At 37.7% G+C, this 21,081-nt stretch carries 13 protein-coding genes; 4 read left to right on the forward strand and 9 right to left on the reverse strand.

The window, feature by feature from the left end:
- Positions 1 to 5 precede the first annotated feature (5 nt).
- The 7 genes from MR062_RS08090 to MR062_RS08120 form a co-directional block, all read right to left on the reverse strand.
- The gene (locus MR062_RS08090; RefSeq protein ID WP_242203641.1) at positions 6 to 1,190 is read right to left on the reverse strand and encodes a DUF1624 domain-containing protein; all 1,185 of its coding nucleotides are present in this window, start codon (positions 1,188 to 1,190) and stop codon (positions 6 to 8) included.
- Between the two features lie 11 nt (positions 1,191 to 1,201).
- Positions 1,202 to 2,617, reverse strand: a complete 1,416-nt coding sequence (locus MR062_RS08095; protein WP_242203642.1) for an MBOAT family O-acyltransferase — start codon at positions 2,615 to 2,617, stop codon at positions 1,202 to 1,204.
- Between the two features lie 11 nt (positions 2,618 to 2,628).
- Entirely contained in the window at positions 2,629 to 3,657 is a 1,029-nt protein-coding gene (locus MR062_RS08100) for a hypothetical protein (RefSeq protein WP_242203643.1), read from the reverse strand.
- A 23-nt stretch (positions 3,658 to 3,680) separates the two neighbouring features.
- On the reverse strand, positions 3,681 to 4,562 hold the full coding sequence (locus MR062_RS08105; protein WP_242203644.1) for an ester cyclase: 882 nt from the start codon (positions 4,560 to 4,562) through the stop codon (positions 3,681 to 3,683).
- Between the two features lie 28 nt (positions 4,563 to 4,590).
- The gene (locus MR062_RS08110) at positions 4,591 to 5,643 is read right to left on the reverse strand and encodes a hypothetical protein (protein ID WP_242203645.1); all 1,053 of its coding nucleotides are present in this window, start codon (positions 5,641 to 5,643) and stop codon (positions 4,591 to 4,593) included.
- Positions 5,644 to 5,958: 315 nt separating this feature from the next.
- On the reverse strand, positions 5,959 to 6,351 hold the full coding sequence (locus tag MR062_RS08115) for a hypothetical protein (RefSeq protein ID WP_242203646.1): 393 nt from the start codon (positions 6,349 to 6,351) through the stop codon (positions 5,959 to 5,961).
- A 138-nt stretch (positions 6,352 to 6,489) separates the two neighbouring features.
- The gene (locus tag MR062_RS08120) at positions 6,490 to 8,259 is read right to left on the reverse strand and encodes an AMP-dependent synthetase/ligase (protein WP_242203647.1); all 1,770 of its coding nucleotides are present in this window, start codon (positions 8,257 to 8,259) and stop codon (positions 6,490 to 6,492) included.
- A gap of 433 nt (positions 8,260 to 8,692) precedes the next feature.
- On the opposite strand from MR062_RS08120, the gene pflB reads away from it, so the two are divergent.
- The 4 genes from pflB (at position 8,693) to ppdK (ending at position 15,950) form a co-directional block, all read left to right on the forward strand.
- Complete coding sequence (gene pflB, locus MR062_RS08125; RefSeq protein ID WP_242203648.1) at positions 8,693 to 10,918, forward strand: formate C-acetyltransferase; 2,226 nt, start codon at positions 8,693 to 8,695, stop codon at positions 10,916 to 10,918.
- 78 nt (positions 10,919 to 10,996) lie between these two features.
- Entirely contained in the window at positions 10,997 to 11,755 is a 759-nt protein-coding gene (pflA, locus tag MR062_RS08130) for a pyruvate formate-lyase-activating protein (RefSeq protein ID WP_242203649.1), read from the forward strand.
- A 20-nt stretch (positions 11,756 to 11,775) separates the two neighbouring features.
- A complete protein-coding gene (locus tag MR062_RS08135) occupies positions 11,776 to 13,032 on the forward strand; it encodes an L-lactate MFS transporter (RefSeq protein ID WP_242203650.1) in 1,257 nt (418 codons plus the stop codon).
- Positions 13,033 to 13,220: 188 nt separating this feature from the next.
- Positions 13,221 to 15,950, forward strand: a complete 2,730-nt coding sequence (ppdK, locus tag MR062_RS08140; RefSeq protein ID WP_242203651.1) for a pyruvate, phosphate dikinase — start codon at positions 13,221 to 13,223, stop codon at positions 15,948 to 15,950.
- 102 nt (positions 15,951 to 16,052) lie between these two features.
- Here the strand turns inward: ppdK and purL are convergent, their stop codons facing one another.
- Both purL and MR062_RS08150 read right to left on the reverse strand, forming a co-directional pair.
- Entirely contained in the window at positions 16,053 to 19,859 is a 3,807-nt protein-coding gene (purL, locus tag MR062_RS08145) for a phosphoribosylformylglycinamidine synthase (protein WP_242203652.1), read from the reverse strand.
- A gap of 343 nt (positions 19,860 to 20,202) precedes the next feature.
- Positions 20,203 to 21,063, reverse strand: coding sequence for a fructosamine kinase family protein (locus MR062_RS08150; RefSeq protein ID WP_242203653.1), 861 nt, complete (start codon positions 21,061 to 21,063; stop codon positions 20,203 to 20,205).
- Positions 21,064 to 21,081: the final 18 nt, after the last annotated feature.

A 21,081-nucleotide genomic window follows, 5' to 3' on the forward strand; every position in this document is an offset into this window, starting at 1 on the left:
GTTTCTTAAAAGTAGCTTAACCACGATTTATCTTTATTATTGGCCTTATAGATCATATATTTTTTACAGGGGAAGTAAAGCAAAAAAACAAGAGCTAACCATACCATATAAGTTGTGAAAAGCGAATACCCATGACTGGCTAGGCCTCCAATAGGATTTCCTGCTATAGTAGACAATAATTCCATGCCGTTTTCATTTAACAGGGCAATACCTATCATAGCCCCTATATGAATGATGAACACATGTATAAAATAATAGAATAATGGGACACGCCCGAAAACCAAAAAGAAATCGGATATTTTATTTTTTAAATTTTCAAACACCTGTAACAACAATAATGAAGGACCGATAGTAATTAATAGATAGGCTAACGAGGGTGGGTATTTAGTAACGTTAAAGAATGATATGATTGTTTTAGCTGTAGTATCTTGGCTTATCCAAGGTACTAAGTCGCCATAATTATTTAAGCTTCGCAGAATAACAAATAATAATATAGAACCCATTCCTAGCCTAAGCAGCCATTTTTTTCTAACATCGGCATTATACCCTTTGGTATATAAAGAACCCAAACAGTAGCCCAGTGCCATTAAGCCAATCCAGGGTATAACAGGATAGGCAAAATAAACGAATCTGGTTTCACCCATTGGAATACCATTAGCTTGATGGAGTATATACCACATTACAGATTTAAGGCCACTACCCTGCATAACTATGTTGTCTAGCATATTATGTAGGCCAACCAAAATAAAGCCTATAATGGCAATAATCTTTTTAGGTAAAAAAATGAAAAAGGAAAGGCATACCATACTAATGCCAATGGCCCAAATAACCTGCAAGAGGATGAAACTATAGGTGAAATCGAATGTCCAAATGAACGTGTTGAGAACAATTTCCAAAATGATGAGCCATACTCCTCTGGTAAATAAGAACTTAAAAAGTCTAGGTTTTGTTTTGTTGCTACCATAAAGGAATGCCGATGTACCAGCTAAAAACACAAATACCGGTGCACAAAAATGCGTAATGAACCTAGTGAAAAATAAAAATGGTGTTGTCGTTTCTAAATCAGTTGGGTCATGAATTGCTGCATCGTAATGAAAATAATCCCTAACATGGTCTAAGGCCATTAGTACCATAACCAGACCTCTTAAAATGTCTATAGATGTTATTCTGGTTGATTTTACTAAGGCCATAGCTTAAATCCTTAAAACTGAAAATAAATAAACTGTTCACCACTTCCCTGCGCTATTATAATTAAAAAGGTCATGATGGCCCAGATAATGCCTAATACATAGGGAGATGTTTTAAGGGATACTTCTTTCATAGACGTATTTCTCATAAACCAATGGCATAAAAACATAATAGCAATGATTACAGATACTTTTAAAATGGTAAAAGTGTCCAAGATTTTTTCACCACCGGTTTGCATGTAAAACATAGATTTTATCATATTCCATGCAGTTTCAAAGGATCTTGCCCTAAAAAACACCCAGGTAATATTAACGCAGCTAAATGTGGTAAATGCTAGAAACATACCATTCCATTTGGTTATTTCAAAAGGTAAATAGCGCCTTTGCAAACGTTCTAGAATTAGATATGTGCCATGTAGACCACCCCAAACAATAAAGGTCCATTCGGCACCATGCCAAAGTCCACCTAATAACATGGTAAGCATTAAAGCCACATACATTCTTGTAATCCCATGACGGTTACCGCCTAACGGAATGTACAAGTAGTCTTTTAACCAGCTTGATAATGAAATGTGCCAACGTTTCCACAGGTCTGAAAATCCTAAAGAAGCGTAGGGATATTTAAAGTTGTCGGGTAAAATGATGCCCAACATTAGGGCGATACCTATGGCACAAGTAGAATACCCTGCAAAATCAAAGAATATCTGTCCGGAAAACGCTATGGTACCTATCCAGGCATCTACACCATGCAGTAATTTATCGGAACCAAAAACGGTATCAGATGTGTCGGCTAAAAGGGTATCGGCCAATACTATTTTTTGAAACAAACCTATGGTCAATAAAAATAGACCCCATATAAATTGGTTAGTAGTAGCCCTTTTTTCTTCATAAAATTGACTAATTAACTCTTTGGCTCTTACAATAGGGCCTGCAACCAATTGTGGAAAGAATGTAACATATAAGGCAAAATCTAAAAACGTTCTGGCTGGTTCTATTTTACGTTTGTACATGTCTATGGTATAAGACATGGTTTGAAACGTATAAAATGAAATACCCATAGGCAGGATAATATCCATAGGTTGGGCTTGAAAGTCTATGCCAAAGGCATTCATTAGTATTACAAAATTTTCAAGGAAAAAGTCCCCGTATTTAAAGAAGGCCAAAAAACCTAGGTTTACAATCATACTTAAAAGCAGCCACATTTTTCGCTTTTTTTGGTTTTCCTCAACGGCCAACTTTTTCCCTGCAGTCCAGTCTACAATAGTAGAAATCCATAGCAGTATAACCAATGGCGGGTTCCACATACCATAAAAGATATAGCTGGAAAGCAAGAGCATTCGCTTTTTACCTGTCCAGTTAAACAATTTTGTATAATATAAGGCTAAGACTATTATAAGAAATAAAACAAAACTTAATGAGTTGAATAACATAGTTGGTTGGTTTAAAGGTTGGTTAAAGCGTTATCTGCTTTCATTATTTTGATAATTTCAGATGTAAAATAATTGGCGTCTTCGAGTGATAAGTGAGATTCCTCTGGACAGCTTAAATTTTTAAGCTGGTCGTAATCCTCAAAATGATAACTTTTAACTTGCGCTTTTTTTACCAATTCATCCCAAAACTCTTCACGTGGTAATCCCATTTTCTCGCCCATTCTTACGCCCCCACTTGAAGGACATCTTACTAGAATTACAGTGCCTTTTCGGGCTTTAAATTTTTTCAGATCTTCTAAGAAAAATGCCATTGTAGATGCTTTGTCTGGCGGTGGAGCTCCCTTTCCGAAGAAATGCCATACCTTGATTATGGAATTAGCAAAGGCAGTGTCCTTTACGGTCTTGGGCATCATACTTATGTTTCTTGGAATTGATACATCTCCAAAATTGTAAAAAGGAGGCATTTTAGGATCGCTTGTTCTGTGGCCAATGGAGACATTTCTTAATAAAGATTTTAAATCTATATCATCACTCCATTCTTCTTCGTCGGCCGACATGAATACAAGGTTTTCCTGTAAAGGAATTGATAACTGAAAGTTAAGTTTTTGGGCATAGGTCTCATCTTCGTAATATTCAACTTTGGATTGTGCCCTTTTCCAGGGAGATGCACCTGGGAAGGTAGTTGAAAAGAATAGACCAGGTGTAACGCCTATAACAACGGTTCCTGAAAAATTGGTATTATTAACAATGTCATGAAAGGTGGGCAATGGTGACGAGCCTGTGGAAGCTAATTGAATGGGTTCTTGCCCTGTGTCTTCTCGCCATTTATCAACCTGGATATCAAAGTAGGCCCTGGAAGCGCCAAGGATGACTACATCACTTTTAGAGCCCGTTTCCACTTTTTTACGGGCTAATGCCCAAAGCGCTTTTTCGTCATTTACTGTGGGGTGAAACCCTTTAGATCTCCAATAGAGTTCCCAGCTTGCAGTTGCTATTAGTGTTATGGCCACTGCAAGGATTAGCGATTGCTTCAAATTCATTTTGGTTGCTTTTGGTTATAAAATTATTTTGCCATAGCATCGGTAATGCCTTTGGTATCTGCGAATTGTTGGAAGGATATAATTTTACCATCCTTAAGGGTCCACAAATGTGCCATTTGTAGGTTTATAACAGCACCGTTCTTTTTATATTTTGCCTCATACCTACCAGTTACCAAAACTTTATTGTTAGTCATTTCTTGGAATTCTAGGTTAGCAAGGTTCCAATACTCCCATTCGTTCATAATCCTGGAAAAAACACCGTCTACTACTGCTTTAAAACCTTTATACGGATTGCCATCTGCAAGGGGAAAATTTTCGGCTTCGTTCCATACTAAATTATCATCCATAACGGCTCCGACAGCTTCAATATCGCCTTTGGCAAAATCGTTGTATACTGTTCTAATGGTTATAACGTTGCTTGGATTTAATAAGGGATCGATACCAAGTTGCTCCATAAAAGCAAGGTTATCCATAAAATCTTGCTCTTGGGCAATCTTGCCATCCTTCATTTCTGTTATGGTTGCGCCTTCGATATCTATCGTTTTGCCAGTGGCGGGGGTACCAAAGAAGTCTCCCGTATGGGTACCTTTGTAGTGCCAATGTTTTACAATTTTATCGCCTTGTCCAAAGACATCAACAATGGTAAAGGAAACATCAGAGAAACCATTAATAAAGTTTGAATAATAGGCTTTGAAATCTTCAATACCAATAATGTTTTCTGGACTCGTAACAAGGGTAACATCCTCTGTAAAATTAGTACTGTTAATAAGATCTAAGTTAGCATCATTAACAATTTGATCCCAGGTTTCGGTATACATTTTAATGTTGTTTTCTACTTTCGAATCTTTACAAGAATACATTGAAAATAAGATTAAGCAAATAAAAGGTGTGATTAGTGTTTTCATTTTTGGTTAGTTTTAAATGTTGTTATGATTAGTTGTGTTTATTTAAATGGCCATCTGCTATTAATTTAATTACTAGGTCTTTGGTGTAGGTTTTGGCATCTTCAGCATTCATATGGGACCATTCGGGCAAAGTGTGCTTAGACATGAATTCGTAATCTTCAAAATGATAGCTAGGACAATTGACGGTTTTTATAAATTTATCCCAGACTTTATCCCGAGGGAGCATGCGCTTGGTGTATTTATTCCAGCCTTCTTCGGCCTTATGGCGAATGAAAATAATCTTACCGCCCCTTGCTTTAAAATTTTTGATAAGAACTGAGAGGTTATCAATTGCTTTTGAAACCTCTTTTTCTACATCACTAGAGTATTCTGTGAGCACAAAAGGAATCACCTTATCCCATTCGTCGGTAATTTCTTTTTGATACATAGGATTATTTGTCAGTCGGGGAATCATGATGAGGTTCCTGTCTTCATCATTATAGCCGATGTTAACTAGGTTAAATCGGTTGTGTTTTGATCTGCCATCATCAATGTAAATAGTATTTATAAGGGACTTTAAATCCAAATCGTTATAGCTCTTTGCTTCAGAGGCTGTAAGCATCACTAAATACTGTTGTAAAGGTTTTGAAAGAAGAAAACCAAGTTTTTGAGCATTAGTTCTGTGGTAATAGTGCTCTATCCAATTTTTTGCCGTTTGCCATCGGTCACCACCATTAAACAGAAAAACAGCGACTGGTGTTACCCCAAAAACTATGGTTCCGTTAAATGTGGTATTGTTTACGATGTCCTCAAAAAATGGCCCTGGCGGTTTCCCGTTGGCCGATAGGTTAATGGGTTTTATACCTTGTGTCTCTTCCCAGATGTGGGTATTAAAGTTATATCCGGTTCTTGAGGCGCCTAATAGGATGATATCTTTAGAAGTAGCGGTTTCTACTTTTAGTCTTTGTTCTGCCCATAAGTTTCTGTCGTCTTCGAGGTAAGCTATATAGTATTCTGGTTTAGACCTCCAATAGAATTCCCATAAGGTCAAAGCTATAATACTTAAAGCTAAAGCAGTTATTAAAGACGTTTTTAAATTCAAATGCTTTGGTTTTGGTTGGTTGATAATTTTTATAATAATCTAGATTGCATCAATAATAGGGAATACTGTTAGAATAGTTATAATTATGTTGAGAGGCTATACTGCTATAAAAGGAAGAGAAAAATAGCGCGTGCAGCATAGAAAGCCTTTGTTTAAAATTAATATTTATAAAGACTTAGGGGAAATACAGTTACAAGTTAAGAAAAATTTAAAAACAACAAAACTAATGTTCATAATTTTAAGATACGGTTGAAATAAAAAAGAACCATATGAATTAAGATATGGTTCCTTTTAATATCCTTATAAATTATGTGATCATCCCATTTTACCATTAACAATAGCAACTATAGCTCCTGTTATGGCTCCCATGACAACCATTAAAATAATGTCTAGTCCTACCATTTGATAGGTGACCTCAGAATTCATGGCCAATTGAAAAAAGTCATAATAAAGCGCAATAAATAATGATATGATTGCGCCTGCTTTAGCACCTGTGCCTCCTGTGGATATTTGTGCCCATTGTATAAAAATATAAGCCATAAATAACCCAAAGGTTAAGCATCCTAAAAAGATCATAAGCATGGTCGTGGAATTTTCTTCCGGTTGCGGAAAACTGTCCTTAAATAACATACCATAAAAAAGCCATCCTAATAGGAAGTTAACAACGGCGCCAGCAATACCAGCAGCTAGGAAATTTTTTGTTTTCATTTTTTTATAATTTTAATTAGTTAGTTGCTACTAAAAGTATAAAAAAAATGTTTATTTCTTAAATTTGAAGCAAAAAAATTAAATATAATGTATTTTTAATGTGTTTGTTTTGTGTTAAATGAATTATAGCAAAAAGACTCAAGGTCTATAAATAGCTTCAATAAGCGCACGGTATTTTTCTGTTATAATGCTGCGTTTCATTTTTAAAGTGGGCGTAAGATGACCGCTTTCGATAGACCATACATCTGGGGTTAACTTAAACTGTTTTATTTGTTCCCATTTGCCAAACTTTTCATTGCATTTATCAATCTCTTGTTGGATTCTAGAGCACACCACCTCTGCACTAACAATCTCTTCATTGGTTTTTCCAACGGAGTGGTGCTTTCTGTCTATCCAATCTTTTATAAACTCAAAATTGGGTTGTATTAGGGCGGCTGGCATTTTTTCGCCTTCTCCAATTACCATTATATGTTCTATAAAGCGTGATTGTTTCAATTCGTTTTCAAGTAGTGTAGGGATAACGTATTTGCCGCCAGAGGTTTTAAACATTTCCTTTTTACGACCTGTAATTTTTAAAAAGCCTTCATCATCAAATTCACCTTTATCGCCAGTATGAAAATAGTCGCCAGTCATGACACTGGCTGTTTTTTCGGGGTCTTTATAATAACCCATCATAACGTTTGGCCCTTTACAAAGAATTTCGCCATCGTCTGCAATTTTTACTTCAACACCATCAATCGCTTTACCAACATAGCCTATTTTCCAATTGTGGTTTCGTTTGTCACTTGCTGAAATGCCAGGCGATGTTTCTGTGAGTCCATAACATTCCATAATAGGCATATTTGCTGCTCCAAATATTTTGCCTAGCCTAGGTTGCAGAGCCGCACTGCCCGATGCCATAAAAACAATCTTTCCTCCTAAAGCTTCCTGCCATTTTTTAAAAATAAGTTTTCTAGCTATGCCAAGCTTTATAGCATAGCAAAAACCATTTTGTTTATAAGGTTTATATTCGGCGCCAACTTCAACTGCCCAAAAAAACAATTTCTTTTTTAGCCCTGTTAATTCGGTGCCCTTGGCAATAATCTTATCGTATACCTTTTCTACCAATCTTGGTACCACGGTCATTGTGGCGGGCTTTATTTCTTTTGCATTATCGCCTATTTTATCGATTGCTTCAGCAAAATAAGTTTCTATGCTTCCATATTGGTATAGGTAAGTGAAAACACGTTCAAAAATATGGCAGATAGGTAAAAAGCTTAAGGCCCTTTCTCCATATGCTAAAGGAAACCTTTTTGCTGCGGAGAGCACATTGGATACAATATTGTTATGGGAAAGCATAACGCCTTTGGGTTTGCCCGTGGTTCCCGAAGTGTATATTATTGTTGCTAATTCTTCGGGTTTTACATTGGCTTTTCTATGTTCAACTTCATCTTGATTACTCTTGTCCTGCCCCAAATCCAGCAATTCTGAATAGTGTTTACAGCCTTTAATATGATCAAACGAATAAACTTCTATTAGTTTGGTGTTGGATTTAATTTTATTGATTTTTTCCAAAACTTCCTGATCTGAAACAAAACAATAAATAGATTCACTGTGGTTTAAGATATATTCATAATCTTCATGGTTAATGGTTGGATAGATGGGAATATTTTGAGCCCCAACTTGGAGCACGCCAATGTCTACAATATTCCATTCAGTTCTATTGGTAGAAGAAATGACGGCAATTTTATCATTTTTTTTAACGCCGAGCTTTAATAATGCCCTGCTCAAGGCATTGGCTTTGTCTATGTATTCTTGGGTGGATGTTTTAACCCACTTACCATTATATTTTGTTACTAAACAAGCCTCTAAGGGGCTATTTTCTAGTTGGTAGTATGGAAAATCAAAAAGTCGTGTTATTGCTGTCATTCAAAATTTATATAAAGCGTCAACGCAAAGTATGAAATTAAAAAAGGATTTTCAAATTGCTCAAGAGAAAAGAAACAATTCCTAAAGTATTTAATGTTGGATTAAGGTTTAAACTAATGAGGAATATAGGGCTTTGAAAATTATTTTGAATGATTTGAAACTTTTACGAAAAATGATTAAAAAGCATTCAAAAGTGTTCTGTTTTTGCAAAGAAAATTAACTTTTGATGCTATTAATTTTGAATAGGGAATAAAACCTTGAATAATTCTCTTTTTTGGCGTGGGATTTCAAACGTTTTCGTAACAAAAAAAGCTCTCAGCTATTGTTATTATTGAGTTTACTGACTTTTGTCAGTTTTATTGTTTGTCATTGCAAGTACTTTTGGATTGTTCTTTTAATGAAGATTTTTTCAAAATATTAATTGTATATAGCCATGGAAGTAAAACCATTTGTAAACGGAATTTGGACAGATAGAGTGGATGTTAGAAATTTTGTTATTAATAATATTACACCTTATTATGGGACGCATCATTTTTTAGTTGGTCCGAGCAAAAGAACCCAAAAATTATGGGATATATGTAAAGAAGCTACTAAAGAGGAACGTAAGAATAATGGGGTTCGTGCCGTTGATACTGAAACGATTTCTACAATAAGTGCCTTTAGCGCAGGATATATAGATAAAGAAAACGAAGTGATTGTGGGCTTGCAAACCGATGAGTTGCTAAAACGTACCATGAAACCTTTTGGAGGTTTTAAAGTAGTTCAAAAAGCGTTGTCCGAGCATGGAGTAAAACCAAACAAAGCCATAACAGAATTATTCTCTAAATATGTTAAGACCCATAACGATGGCGTTTTTGATGCCTATACCAATGAAATAAAGAAATACCGCTCTTTAGGGTTTTTAACAGGCCTGCCAGATAATTATGCTAGAGGTAGAATTATTGGTGATTACCGTAGGGTTGCTTTATATGGAGTTGAATTTTTAATTAAAGCCAAAAAAGTCGATTTAAATAACATTCAAGGGCCAATGACCGATGCCGTTATTCGCTTACGGGAAGAGGTATCCGAACAAATTAAAGCCTTAAAAGAGATCATTGAGTTGGGGGCTAAGTACAATTTAGACTTAAGCCGTCCTGCCGAAAATGCTAAAGAAGCGGTGCAGTGGACCTATATGGCATACCTAGCTGCGGTTAAGGAACAGGATGGTGCAGCCATGTCTTTAGGTAATGTGTCTACTTTCTTGGATATTTATATTGAGAACGATTTGCAGGAAGGTTTAATTACCGAAGTAGAAGCCCAAGAATATATAGACCAGTTTGTGATGAAATTACGAATGGTACGCCATTTAAGAATGGGCGCTTACGACGAGATTTTTGCTGGCGATCCAACTTGGGTAACCGAAGCTATTGGTGGTATGTTTGAAGACGGTAGGACTAAGGTATCCAAAACTTCTTTTAGGTTTTTAAATACATTATATAACCTAGGCCCTTCACCAGAACCTAATATGACTGTGCTTTGGTCTGAAGATTTACCGCAAAATTTTAAGGATTATTGTGCCAAAGTGGCCATAGATACATCATCCATCCAATTTGAGAACGATGCCCTAATGCGAACAAGTAGGGGAACAGACGATTATGGCATAGCCTGTTGTGTATCCCACCAAGCCTTGGGGAAATCCATTCAGTTTTTTGGGGCACGTACCAATTTAGCTAAAACATTATTGTTGGCCATAAATGGTGGTCGTTGTGAAATTACAGGAACCAAAATGGTAGACGGTATTGCCCCATGCGATGGGGAGTATTTAGATTTCGATACCGTTATGGCTAACTTTAAAACAGCCATGAAACAAGTGGCTCGTGTGTATAACGATTCCATGAACATTATCCATTATATGCACGATAAGTATTATTACGAAAAAGCACAAATGGCATTAATCGATACCAATCCAAGTATTAACATTGCTTATGGTATAGCAGGCTTGTCTATTGTAGCAGATTCCTTATCGGCAATCAAATATGCCAAAGTAAAACCCATTAGAAATGAGGAAGGTTTAACCGTCGATTTTAAAATTGAAGGCGAGTTCCCTTGCTATGGTAATGATGATGACCGCGTTGATTTGTTAGCCGCTAAGGCGGTGGCCGATTTCAATAACGAACTCAAACAATTGGATGTCTATAAAAATGCAGAGCCTACCATGTCTGTGCTCACCATAACATCCAATGTGGCCTATGGTAAAAAAACAGGGGCAACACCAGATGGAAGAGCAAAAGGAGTGCCATTTGCACCAGGGGCCAACCCTATGCACGGACGGGATTCCCATGGGGCAATAGCTTCCCTTAACTCTGTAGCAAAGATTAATTATAGCGACTCCCAAGATGGTATTTCCAATACGTTTTCCATTGTGCCAAAATCTTTAGGGGCCAATGAAGGAGATAGGATTGAAAATTTGGCAAGTATTTTAGATGGTTATTTTTCTAGAAATGCACAGCATATTAATGTGAATGTTTTAAATAAGGAAACCTTGCTTGACGCCATGGAACATCCCGAAGAATATCCACAATTAACCATTCGTGTTTCTGGTTATGCCGTAAACTTTGTGAGGTTAACCAAAGAGCAGCAACTGGAAGTCATTACACGATCGTTCCACGAATCCATGTAAACATTTTTTAATATTTTGAATTAGCAGCACCTGAATAAGGAAGTGTAACAGCTTCTTGTTCAGGTGCAAATTTTAAAATTGGAAATTATTAAAACTGAAGATAACATATTGCACGTACACTCAGTAGAATCCTTTGGAACTCACGACGGACCGGGTGTTCGTATGGTTGTATTTTTACAAGGGTGTAAACTAAAATGCTTGTATTGCCATAATCCAGATACTATAGATACACATGGAGGTAAAGCCTATCCTATTGAGGAACTGGTACAAATGGCTATAAAAGAAAAACCCTATTTTGGAAAAAAAGGAGGGGTAACAGTTTCTGGAGGAGAACCTTTGTTGCAATCCAAAGCATTGATTCCATTTTTTAAGCGCTTAAAGGAAGAGGGCATTCATACCAACATAGATACTAACGGTAGAATATTAAACCATTTTACCGAGCAATTGTTGGATAACTATACAGATTTGGTGATGTTGGATATCAAGCACATGACCGAAGCAGGATACGAAACCTTAACAGGAGCTAAAAACAAAGAAACCACATTCAATTTTGCAAAATACAGAGAAGCTTCAGGAAAGCCAATGTGGTTGCGTTATGTGCTTATTCCTGAAATAACCAATAAGCCAGAGTTGTTGCATGCTATGGGGGAGTACTTTAAAGAGTATAAAACCATTGAAAAAATTGAACTGCAACCCTATCACAAGCTTGGCATTCATAAATGGGAGGCATTAGGATGGGACTATCAATTAAAGGAAGCTCGAGAAAATACAGAAGAAGAAATTGATGCAGCAGTACTGGTATTGCAACACTATTTTAAAGAAGTAAAAGTAAACTAACAATACTAAACTTATCAATAATGAATACACAAAAACTAAAAAACCGATGGTTAATAGCGGCTTCAGCAGTTGGGATACACATTTCAATAGGGTCTGTTTATGCTTATTCTGTAATGACCAATCCTGTTAAGGACATCTTCAGTGTAGAAGGTAGTACAGTAAAATGGGCCTTTAAGATTGCCATTTTGTTATTAGGCTTTTCAGCTGCTTTTTTAGGGCGTTGGGTTGAAAAAGTAGGCCCAAAAGTAAGTGGTACAGCAGCAGGACTTTTTTATGGTATAGGTATTTTGGGCTCGGGCATGGCCGTGCAGTTGGAGTCCTTGCCCTTATTTTTTCTATGCTATGGGGTTATTGGGGGAATAGGTTTAGGATTGGGGTATATTACTCCGGTTAGTACATTAGTAAAATGGTTTCCAGATAGACGCGGCTTGGCAACTGGAATGGCTATTATGGGCTTTGGGTTTGCGGCCTTAATTTTTGGTCCCATTATGCAATCCCTTTTTGATGCTGTAGGGGTTTCCAATGCCTTTTATATTTTAGGGGTAATTTACATGGTACTCATATTAGCATCGGCAAGATATATAGAAAAACCTCCTGAAGGCTATTTGCCAGAAGGGTTTCAGAAAGGAGAAGGTAAAAACATTAAAGCAGATATGGCAAATATCGATGCCAGCACAGCTTTAAGAACCACTCGTTTTTACTATATCTGGGTCATGATGTTTATAAATATTGCTTGTGGTATTGCTATTATCTCTGCTGCAAGCCCGATGATGCAAGAAAAACTAAACTATACGCCAATGGAAGCGGCTGCAATAGTGGGCTTAATAGGAGTGTTTAATGGCTTGGGCAGAATATTATGGTCAACCCTTTCAGATTATTTAGGAAGATCCAATACCTATATCGTGTTTTTTGTATTTCAAATATTGGCTTTTTACTTTTTGCCGAAAATCTCGATGGAATTAACATTCTTAGTGGTTCTGTTTACAGTTATTACCATGTATGGTGGTGGTTTCTCAACACTACCAGCCTTTTTGGGCGATTTATTTGGTACCAAACAATTAGGAGCCATTCACGGGTTGGTATTAACGGCTTGGGCATTGGCGGGTGTTGTAGGGCCCACCATTTACGATGTGGTTAAATCGGCTACAGGATCCTTAGATACAACCTTAATGGTGTTTGCAGGATTGTTTTTAGTGGCTTTTGCTATAGCATTATTAATGAAGCGTGAAGTAGCCAATGCCTATAAGAAATTAGATAAAAGATTAAGGTTTGCTTAGTTAAGCTGTAGAAATCTGTTTTTTTCATCAATTGCCTTAAACCATCTTCATAATTATTGAAGGTGGTTTTTTTATGAAGAATGAGGGTGTATAAATCATTCATAATATGACTTTTATCATTAAAATACTGCTTTTTAGTAGGTACTTTTATCTAAGTTTTTTAAATTATAGAATCAAAATTAGTAATCATGGAAATACTAGAAGATGTGAAAACAAGAGTGTATAAATTCGGTAATAAGACAGCCGATGGAAATAGTACAATGCGTAACCTTTTAGGAGGAAAAGGAGCTAATCTAGCAGAAATGAGTGCCATAGGAATTCCTGTGCCACCAGGTTTTACCATTACAACCGAAGTTTGTACAGAATATAACCAATTAGGTCAGGAAGCTGTTATTGAAATGATTAAACCAGAAGTTGAAATTTCTATAGCAAATATTGAATCTTTAATGGGAAGTACTTTTGGCGATAAGGAGAATCCGTTATTGGTTTCGGTACGCTCTGGTGCTCGGGTATCCATGCCGGGTATGATGGATACCGTTTTAAATTTGGGCATGAACGATGAGGTGGTACAAGGTTTGGCTGCAAAGACCAATAACGAACAATTTGCATGGGATTCTTACCGTCGCTTTATCCAAATGTATGGGGGTGTGGTTTTAGGTATGAAGCCAGCTTCAAAAGAAGATATCGATCCTTTTGAGGAAATCATGGAGCACTTAAAACATAAAAGAGGCATTCAATTGGATACCGAGTTTACGGTACAAGATTTAAAAGATTTGGTATATGATTTTAAGGATGCGGTCAAGAAACGAACTGGGCATGATTTTCCAACCAATCCTTGGGATCAGCTTTGGGGGGCAATTGTAGCCGTATTTAATAGTTGGAATGGCGATAGGGCAGTATATTATAGAAATATGCATGGTTATCCAGCCGATTGGGGAACCGCAGTAAATGTGCAGGCCATGGTGTATGGTAATATGGGAGATAATTCCGGTACGGGGGTTTGTTTTACGCGCGATGCAGGAACCGGAGAAAATGTGTTTAATGGAGAGTACCTTATAAATGCTCAAGGTGAAGATGTGGTTGCTGGTGTGAGAACGCCACAGCAAATTACAAAGCTAGGGTCTCAACGTTGGGCAGAATTGGCAAAAGTTGAAGAAGAAGATCGCTTGAAAAACTATCCTTCTTTAGAAGAATTAATGCCGTCCATATTTAAAGAATTAAACAGCTATCAGGACACTTTAGAAAAGCACTATCGAGACATGCAGGATATGGAGTTTACCATTCAGGATGGTAAACTATGGATTTTACAAACAAGGAATGGTAAGCGTACAGGAGCTGCTATGGTGAAAATTGGAATGGATCTTCTAAAAGAAGGTATGATTGATGAAAAAGAAGCTTTATTATTGGTTGAGCCTAATAAGTTGGATGAATTGTTGCATCCTATTTTCGATCCTTCAGCATTAAAACGAGCCCATGTTATTGCACAAGGGTTGCCAGCCTCTCCTGGTGCAGCTACAGGTAAAATAGTGTTCTTTGCCGATGAAGCAGCTAAATACAAAAACAGTATTTTGGTTCGTATTGAAACCTCGCCAGAAGATTTGGAAGGGATGAATATCGCCAAAGGTATTTTAACGGCTCGAGGCGGTATGACCTCACATGCAGCTGTTGTGGCCCGAGGTATGGGTAAATGTTGTGTGTCTGGAGCGGGAGCCTTAAAAATTAATTATAAAACGAGAACATTAACTGTTGATGACCATGAGTATCATGAAGGCGATTGGATTTCATTAAACGGATCAACAGGTAATATTTTTGAAGGCAAAGTAGCGACTATGGAGCCTGAGTTAAGCGGTGAATTTGCAGAACTTATGGCGCTAACAGATAAGTATGGCGAAATGAAGGTGCGTACCAATGCCGATACACCTAAAGATGCTAAAATAGCCCGTAATTTTGGAGCGCAAGGAATAGGGTTGACCAGAACGGAACATATGTTCTTTGAAGTGGATAGGATTAAGGCCATGCGCGAAATGATTCTGGCTGATACGGTAAAAGGTAGAAAACAAGCCCTTGAAGAATTGTTGCCTATGCAGCGTTCAGACTTTGAAGGTATTTTTGAAGCTATGGAAGGGTTATCGGTGACCATTCGTTTATTGGATCCGCCGTTACACGAATTTGTACCCCATCAGTTAGCAACCCAAAAGGAACTGGCTGAAGATATGCATATTTCGTTACAGGCCGTAAAAAATAAAGTGGCCGAATTGGAGGAATTTAACCCTATGTTGGGGCACAGAGGTTGTCGCTTAGGAAATACCTATCCAGAGATTACCGAAATGCAAACCCGGGCCATTATTGAAGCAGCGCTTAATTTAAAAGAACGTGGTATTATTTGTAAACCGGAAATCATGATTCCGTTAGTGGGAACCGTTAAAGAGTTTGAAGCTCAAGAACAAGTTATTAGAACTACGGCGAATACGGTTTTTGAAGAACGAAATGATAGTGTTGAGTATTTGGTAGGAACCATGATTGAAGTGCCTAGAGCGGCATTGATGGCCGATTTAATTGCTGAAAAAGCCGATTTCTTCTCCTTTGGTACTAACGATTTAACACAGATGACCTTTGGGTACTCTCGCGACGATGCTAGTAAGTTCTTACCTATATATATTGAAAAAGGCATTTTGAACGTCGATCCTTTTGAAGTACTGGATCAAGAAGGCGTAGGGCAATTGGTTAAACTAGGTACTGAACGCGGAAGAAGTGTAAAACCAAACTTAAAAGTTGGTATTTGTGGTGAGCATGGTGGTGAACCAAGTTCTGTTGAGTTTTGCTATAATACAGGAATGGACTATGTAAGTTGTTCACCTTATAGAGTGCCTATTGCACGATTAGTTTCTGCACAAGCGGCTATAAAAGCCACTATGTAATAAGTTTTTCATTTTTATAAGTTTGATAGTAAAAAAGCCTAAGATGATTTTAAATCACTTAGGCTTTTTTTATTCTAGATTTTTTGCTTTTTATAACTAGTTTTAATTATGGCTTTCAATCCACTTTCGTGCATTTACAAAAGCTTCCAGCCAAGGCGAAACTTCATCTGTCCTGCCTTCTGGGTAGTGTGCCCAGTTCCATTGGAAAGTAGAACGTTCAATATGCGGCATGGTTACCAAATGACGTCCAGAGGCATCACACATCATCGCGGTGTTAAAATCTGAACCATTAGGATTATGCGGATACTCTGCATAACCATATTTGGCTACAATATTGTATTGGTCTTCGGTATAAGGTAAACTAAATTTGCCTTCACCATGTGAAATCCAAACACCTAGCGTACTGCCTGCCAATGTAGATAACATCACCGAGTTGTTCTCTTGTATTTTTACCGAGGTAAAGGCGCTTTCGTGTTTATGGGATTCGTTGTAGGTTAATTTTCCATGAATCTCATGGTCTGGATTAATTTCTTCCAATTCCATAAACAATTGGCAACCATTACAGATACCTACCGATAAGGTGTCTTTTCTGTTAAAGAAATCCTGAATGGCCTTATTGGCCTTTTCATTATATTTAATAGCACCGGCCCAACCTTTTGCTGATCCTAAAACGTCTGAATTAGAGAAACCACCAACAGCACCTAAAAACTGGATGTCCTCCAAGGTTTCGCGACCAGAGATTAAATCGGTCATATGCACGTCCTTAACATCAAAACCAGCTAAGTACATGGCGTTGGCCATCTCACGCTCGGAGTTACTTCCTTTTTCACGTAATATGGCTGCTTTTGGTCTTGCAGTCTGAGGCTCTCGAAGACTTGGCGAGGCAATCTCACCATCAGATTGCTTCACTTCGTTCGCAATGACGTCGGTTAATTTACCGGTGAAATGTTTAGGGAACGTGTATTTTAAAGGTTGATTTTTATAATTGTTATATCGGTCTTCAGCTAAATTATTGGCAGTTTGCTTTTGGTCCAATAAATAGGATGTTTTGTACCAAGTATCACGAAGCGTAGAAACTGTTAGGGTAAATACATCGGTATCGTTAATTATACTTAGTGTATCAGATTCTGTTACTTTACCAATATTGAAGAATTCAATATTAGCTTCAGATAAAATCGCTTCTATTGAAGCATCTTTGGACTGAATAACAATTCCTGCATTTTCAGCGAACAATAGTTTTAATGAGTCTTTCTCGCTTAAAGCCGATAAATCTAATGCAGCCCCTAAGTTGTTATCTGCAAAACACAGTTCCAATAGGGTAGTAATCAATCCACCCGATGCCACATCGTGTCCCGCAACAATTTGTCCGTCTACAATTAATTGCTGAACAGTATTGAATACGGTTTTAACATAACCGGCATTTTTTACGGTTGGAGCTTGATTACCCACTTTATTAAGAATTTGGGCAAATGAACTACCACCTAATTTAAAGTTGTCTTGGGATAAATTGATGTAATAAACAGCACCGCTATTTTTCTTGAAAACAGGTTCAACTACTTTATTGATATCGGTACAATTAGCTGCTGCCGAAATAATAACCGTACCAGGAGCAATAACCTCTTCATTAGGGTATTTTTGCTTCATGGACAACGAGTCTTTGCCTGTTGGTACGTTAATCCCTAAATCGATGGCAAATTCCGAAACCGCTTCAACCGCTTCATATAAACGGGCATCTTCACCTTCGTTTTTACAGGGCCACATCCAGTTTGCCGATAATGATACATTTTTTAAACCCTCTTTTAAAGGCGCCCAAATAATATTGGTCAAGGCTTCTGTTATGGAATTTCTACTTCCTGCAACGGGGTCTATAAGTCCCGAAATAGGGGAGTGTCCAATAGAGGTTGCAATACCTTCTTTTCCTTTATAATCCAGAGCCATAACCCCTACATTATTTAAAGGAAGTTGTAATGGGCCAGCACACTGTTGTTTCGCCACTTTACCCCCAACACAGCGGTCTACCTTGTTGGTTAACCAGTCTTTACAGGCAACAGCTTCCAACTGTAATAACTGTTCTAGGTAGTCGTGGAATTTATCTGTTGCATAGTTTACATCTTGGTAATTTTGCTTTACCGTTGTATCGGTCATGATGGTTTTTGGAGAACTGCCAAACATATCCTCCAAAGCTAAATCCATTGGAGTATTGCCTTTGGTTTTAGATTGGAACGTGAATCTATCGTCACCTGTTACATCACCTACGGTATACATTGGTGAACGTTCACGATCTGCTATTTTATGAAGAATTTCTAAGTGTTCCTCGCCAATAACCAATCCCATACGTTCTTGGGATTCGTTACCAATAATTTCTTTGTCGGATAGGGTAGGGTCTCCTATAGGTAAGGCGTCTAAATCTATCTTTCCTCCGGTATCTTCAACCAATTCAGAAAGACAATTTAAGTGGCCACCAGCACCGTGGTCATGGATGGAAACAATAAAGTTTTCTTCACTTTCTACCATACCCCTTACAGCATTGGCAGCACGCTTTTGCATTTCCGGATTGGAACGTTGTACGGCATTTAATTCTATACCAGAAGCGAATTCCCCGGTATCTGCCGATGATACCGCAGCACCACCCATACCAATACGGTAATTTTCACCACCTAGAATTACAATTTTATCGCCTGTTTTGGGAGCGTCTTTTAGCGCTTGGTCTTTTTTGCCATAGCCAATACCCCCAGCAAGCATAATAACCTTATCGTAACCTAGTTTACGTGATTTGGAGGCTGAGGTTCTCGAAGCCTCCATATTTCCTGCTCCTTCTGGCACTTCGAGAGCCTCAGTGCCCGCCACATCTCCTTCAGTGTCTTCCTCATGCTCGAAAGTCAATACCGAACCACAAATAAGGGGTTGACCAAATTTGTTTCCGAAATCGGAGGCGCCATTGGATGCTTTTATTAAAATGTCCATTGGGGTTTGGTATAACCAGTCGCGTTCTACAAAAGCTTTTTCCCAGGGACGTTCGTCTTCCAATCTGGAATATGAGGTCATGTAAACGGCTGTTCCTGCTAGTGGTAAAGAGCCTTTACCTCCTGCTAATCTATCGCGAATTTCCCCTCCAGATCCTGTTGCAGCACCATTAAAAGGTTCTACGGTAGTAGGGAAATTATGGGTTTCGGCTTTTAATGAGATAACCGATTCAAATTCTTTTGTTGTATAGTAGTCTGGAACATCGGCGCGTTTGGGTGCAAATTGTTCCACTTTAGGGCCTTTAATAAAGGCTACATTATCTTTATAGGCAGAAACAATATCGTTAGGATGGGTTTCAGAGGTTTTTTTGATTAATTTGAAAAGTGATGTAGGTTTTTCTACGCCATCAATAACAAAGGTGCCATTAAATATTTTATGGCGACAATGCTCACTGTTCACTTGAGAAAACCCAAACACTTCAGAGTCTGTTAGCGGTCTGCCAATTTTTTTGGCTACCCCTTCTAAATATTCAATTTCTTCATCGCTCAATGCTAAGCCTTCTTGTTCGTTATAGGCCGCAATGTCTTCAACATCTAAAATGGGTTCAGGTTCAATGTTTATTGTGAATGATTCTTGGTTCAAACCGTTAAATTTCTCCGAAATCATTGGGTCGTAATCCTTGAAATCTTTTGAAACAGCTTTAAATTCCTCGATACGGAGAATGCCTTCGATGCCCATATTTTGGGTGATTTCCACGGCGTTGGTACTCCAAGGCGTAATCATGGCTGCTCTGGGACCAACAAAAAAATCCGCCAAGGCGGATTGCTCTATTTTAGGTTGGTTGCCAAATAACCACGTTAATTTCGATATGGTTTCGGGTGATAATTCTTTTGTTGCTTGAACAGCAAATACCTTACTGTTTGTGTTTCCAAAGAAATGAATCATTGTAGATGTATTATGTTGGGTTTTGAAAATGCAAAAATACGTTTTTATTTTAGATTGTATAGTGCCGAATTTTGATTTTTGAGCAGTTTGTGAACAAGCTTTTTAACAGGGGTTTTATTTGGTAGGCAGTAGCAGTATTCTGTATGCAGTTTTCAGTTTGAAGTAGCGATTTTGGACGTGTTGGAGACGGAAGACTAGTGACAGGTGGCGGGGTGGTGGAAGAAATTAAAAAACAGAACTCAAAAGTATGAAACTTTAAGCTTGAAACTTAAAACAGTCATAGTCTCAGTTTGTGGTACTGCAAGTTCTATTCACTATTAATGATTCAGTCATCAGGAAAGGCCTAGAAGTACTTTTTTAAAATAGAAATCACCGATTGGTGATAGGAAGGTCCAAACAAATTTAAATGTACCAAAAGATAATACAGTTGATAGATTTCTATTCGTATTGAAGTGTAGTCGTCTTGCGGTATGATACTAAAATAGGTGTCATAAAAAGCTTCGCCAAAACCGCCAAAGAGTTTGGTCATGGCCATATCTACTTCATGATGGCCATAATAAACAGCGGGGTCAATAAGATAGGGGATATCGTCGTTTGAAATTAAATAGTTGCCATTCCATAAATCGCCATGTAGCAGGGATGGTTTTATGTTCTTGAATAGTGGCTTTAAATTTTCAAGAATTTGTGGTTCGCTTGGGCATTCTTTATCTGTAAGCAAGTGCTTTTGTTTGGCCAATTTCAATTGAGGCCATAAACGTGCTTTAGTGTAAAAATCCAACCAGTTACTGCACTGCGTATTGCTTTGGGATAAACTGCCAATAAAATTATCTTGGGCTAAGCCAAAAGCGTTTGATGTGCATAGGTGCAGTTTGGCCAATTGGTAACCTAAGGTTTCAAAATCGTTAGGTGAAGGTGACTTACGCTCTATAAACTCCAAAAGTAGGAATGGCATATTTTCAAAAGTATCGCAAGCGAAAACCTTTGGCGTTTTTATGGTATTGGTATTACGAATTGATTGCAGCCCGTTAGCTTCAGTCTGAAACATTTGTAAGGCACTGGATTCGCTATTTAGTTTTAAAAAGTATGAATTATTAGGGGTGTCAATTTTATAAGCTTTAGAAATGTCTCCACCAGTAACCGATTGAACTTTGCCTATGGTTTCATTTAAAAGGGTTGATAGGTGAATTTTTAGGTCGCTAGTCATGGCTTAAAAATAAGAAAG

The organism is Aestuariivivens insulae (genome assembly GCF_022662195.1).
GTDB classification, from domain to species: Bacteria; Bacteroidota; Bacteroidia; order Flavobacteriales; family Flavobacteriaceae; genus Aestuariivivens; species Aestuariivivens insulae.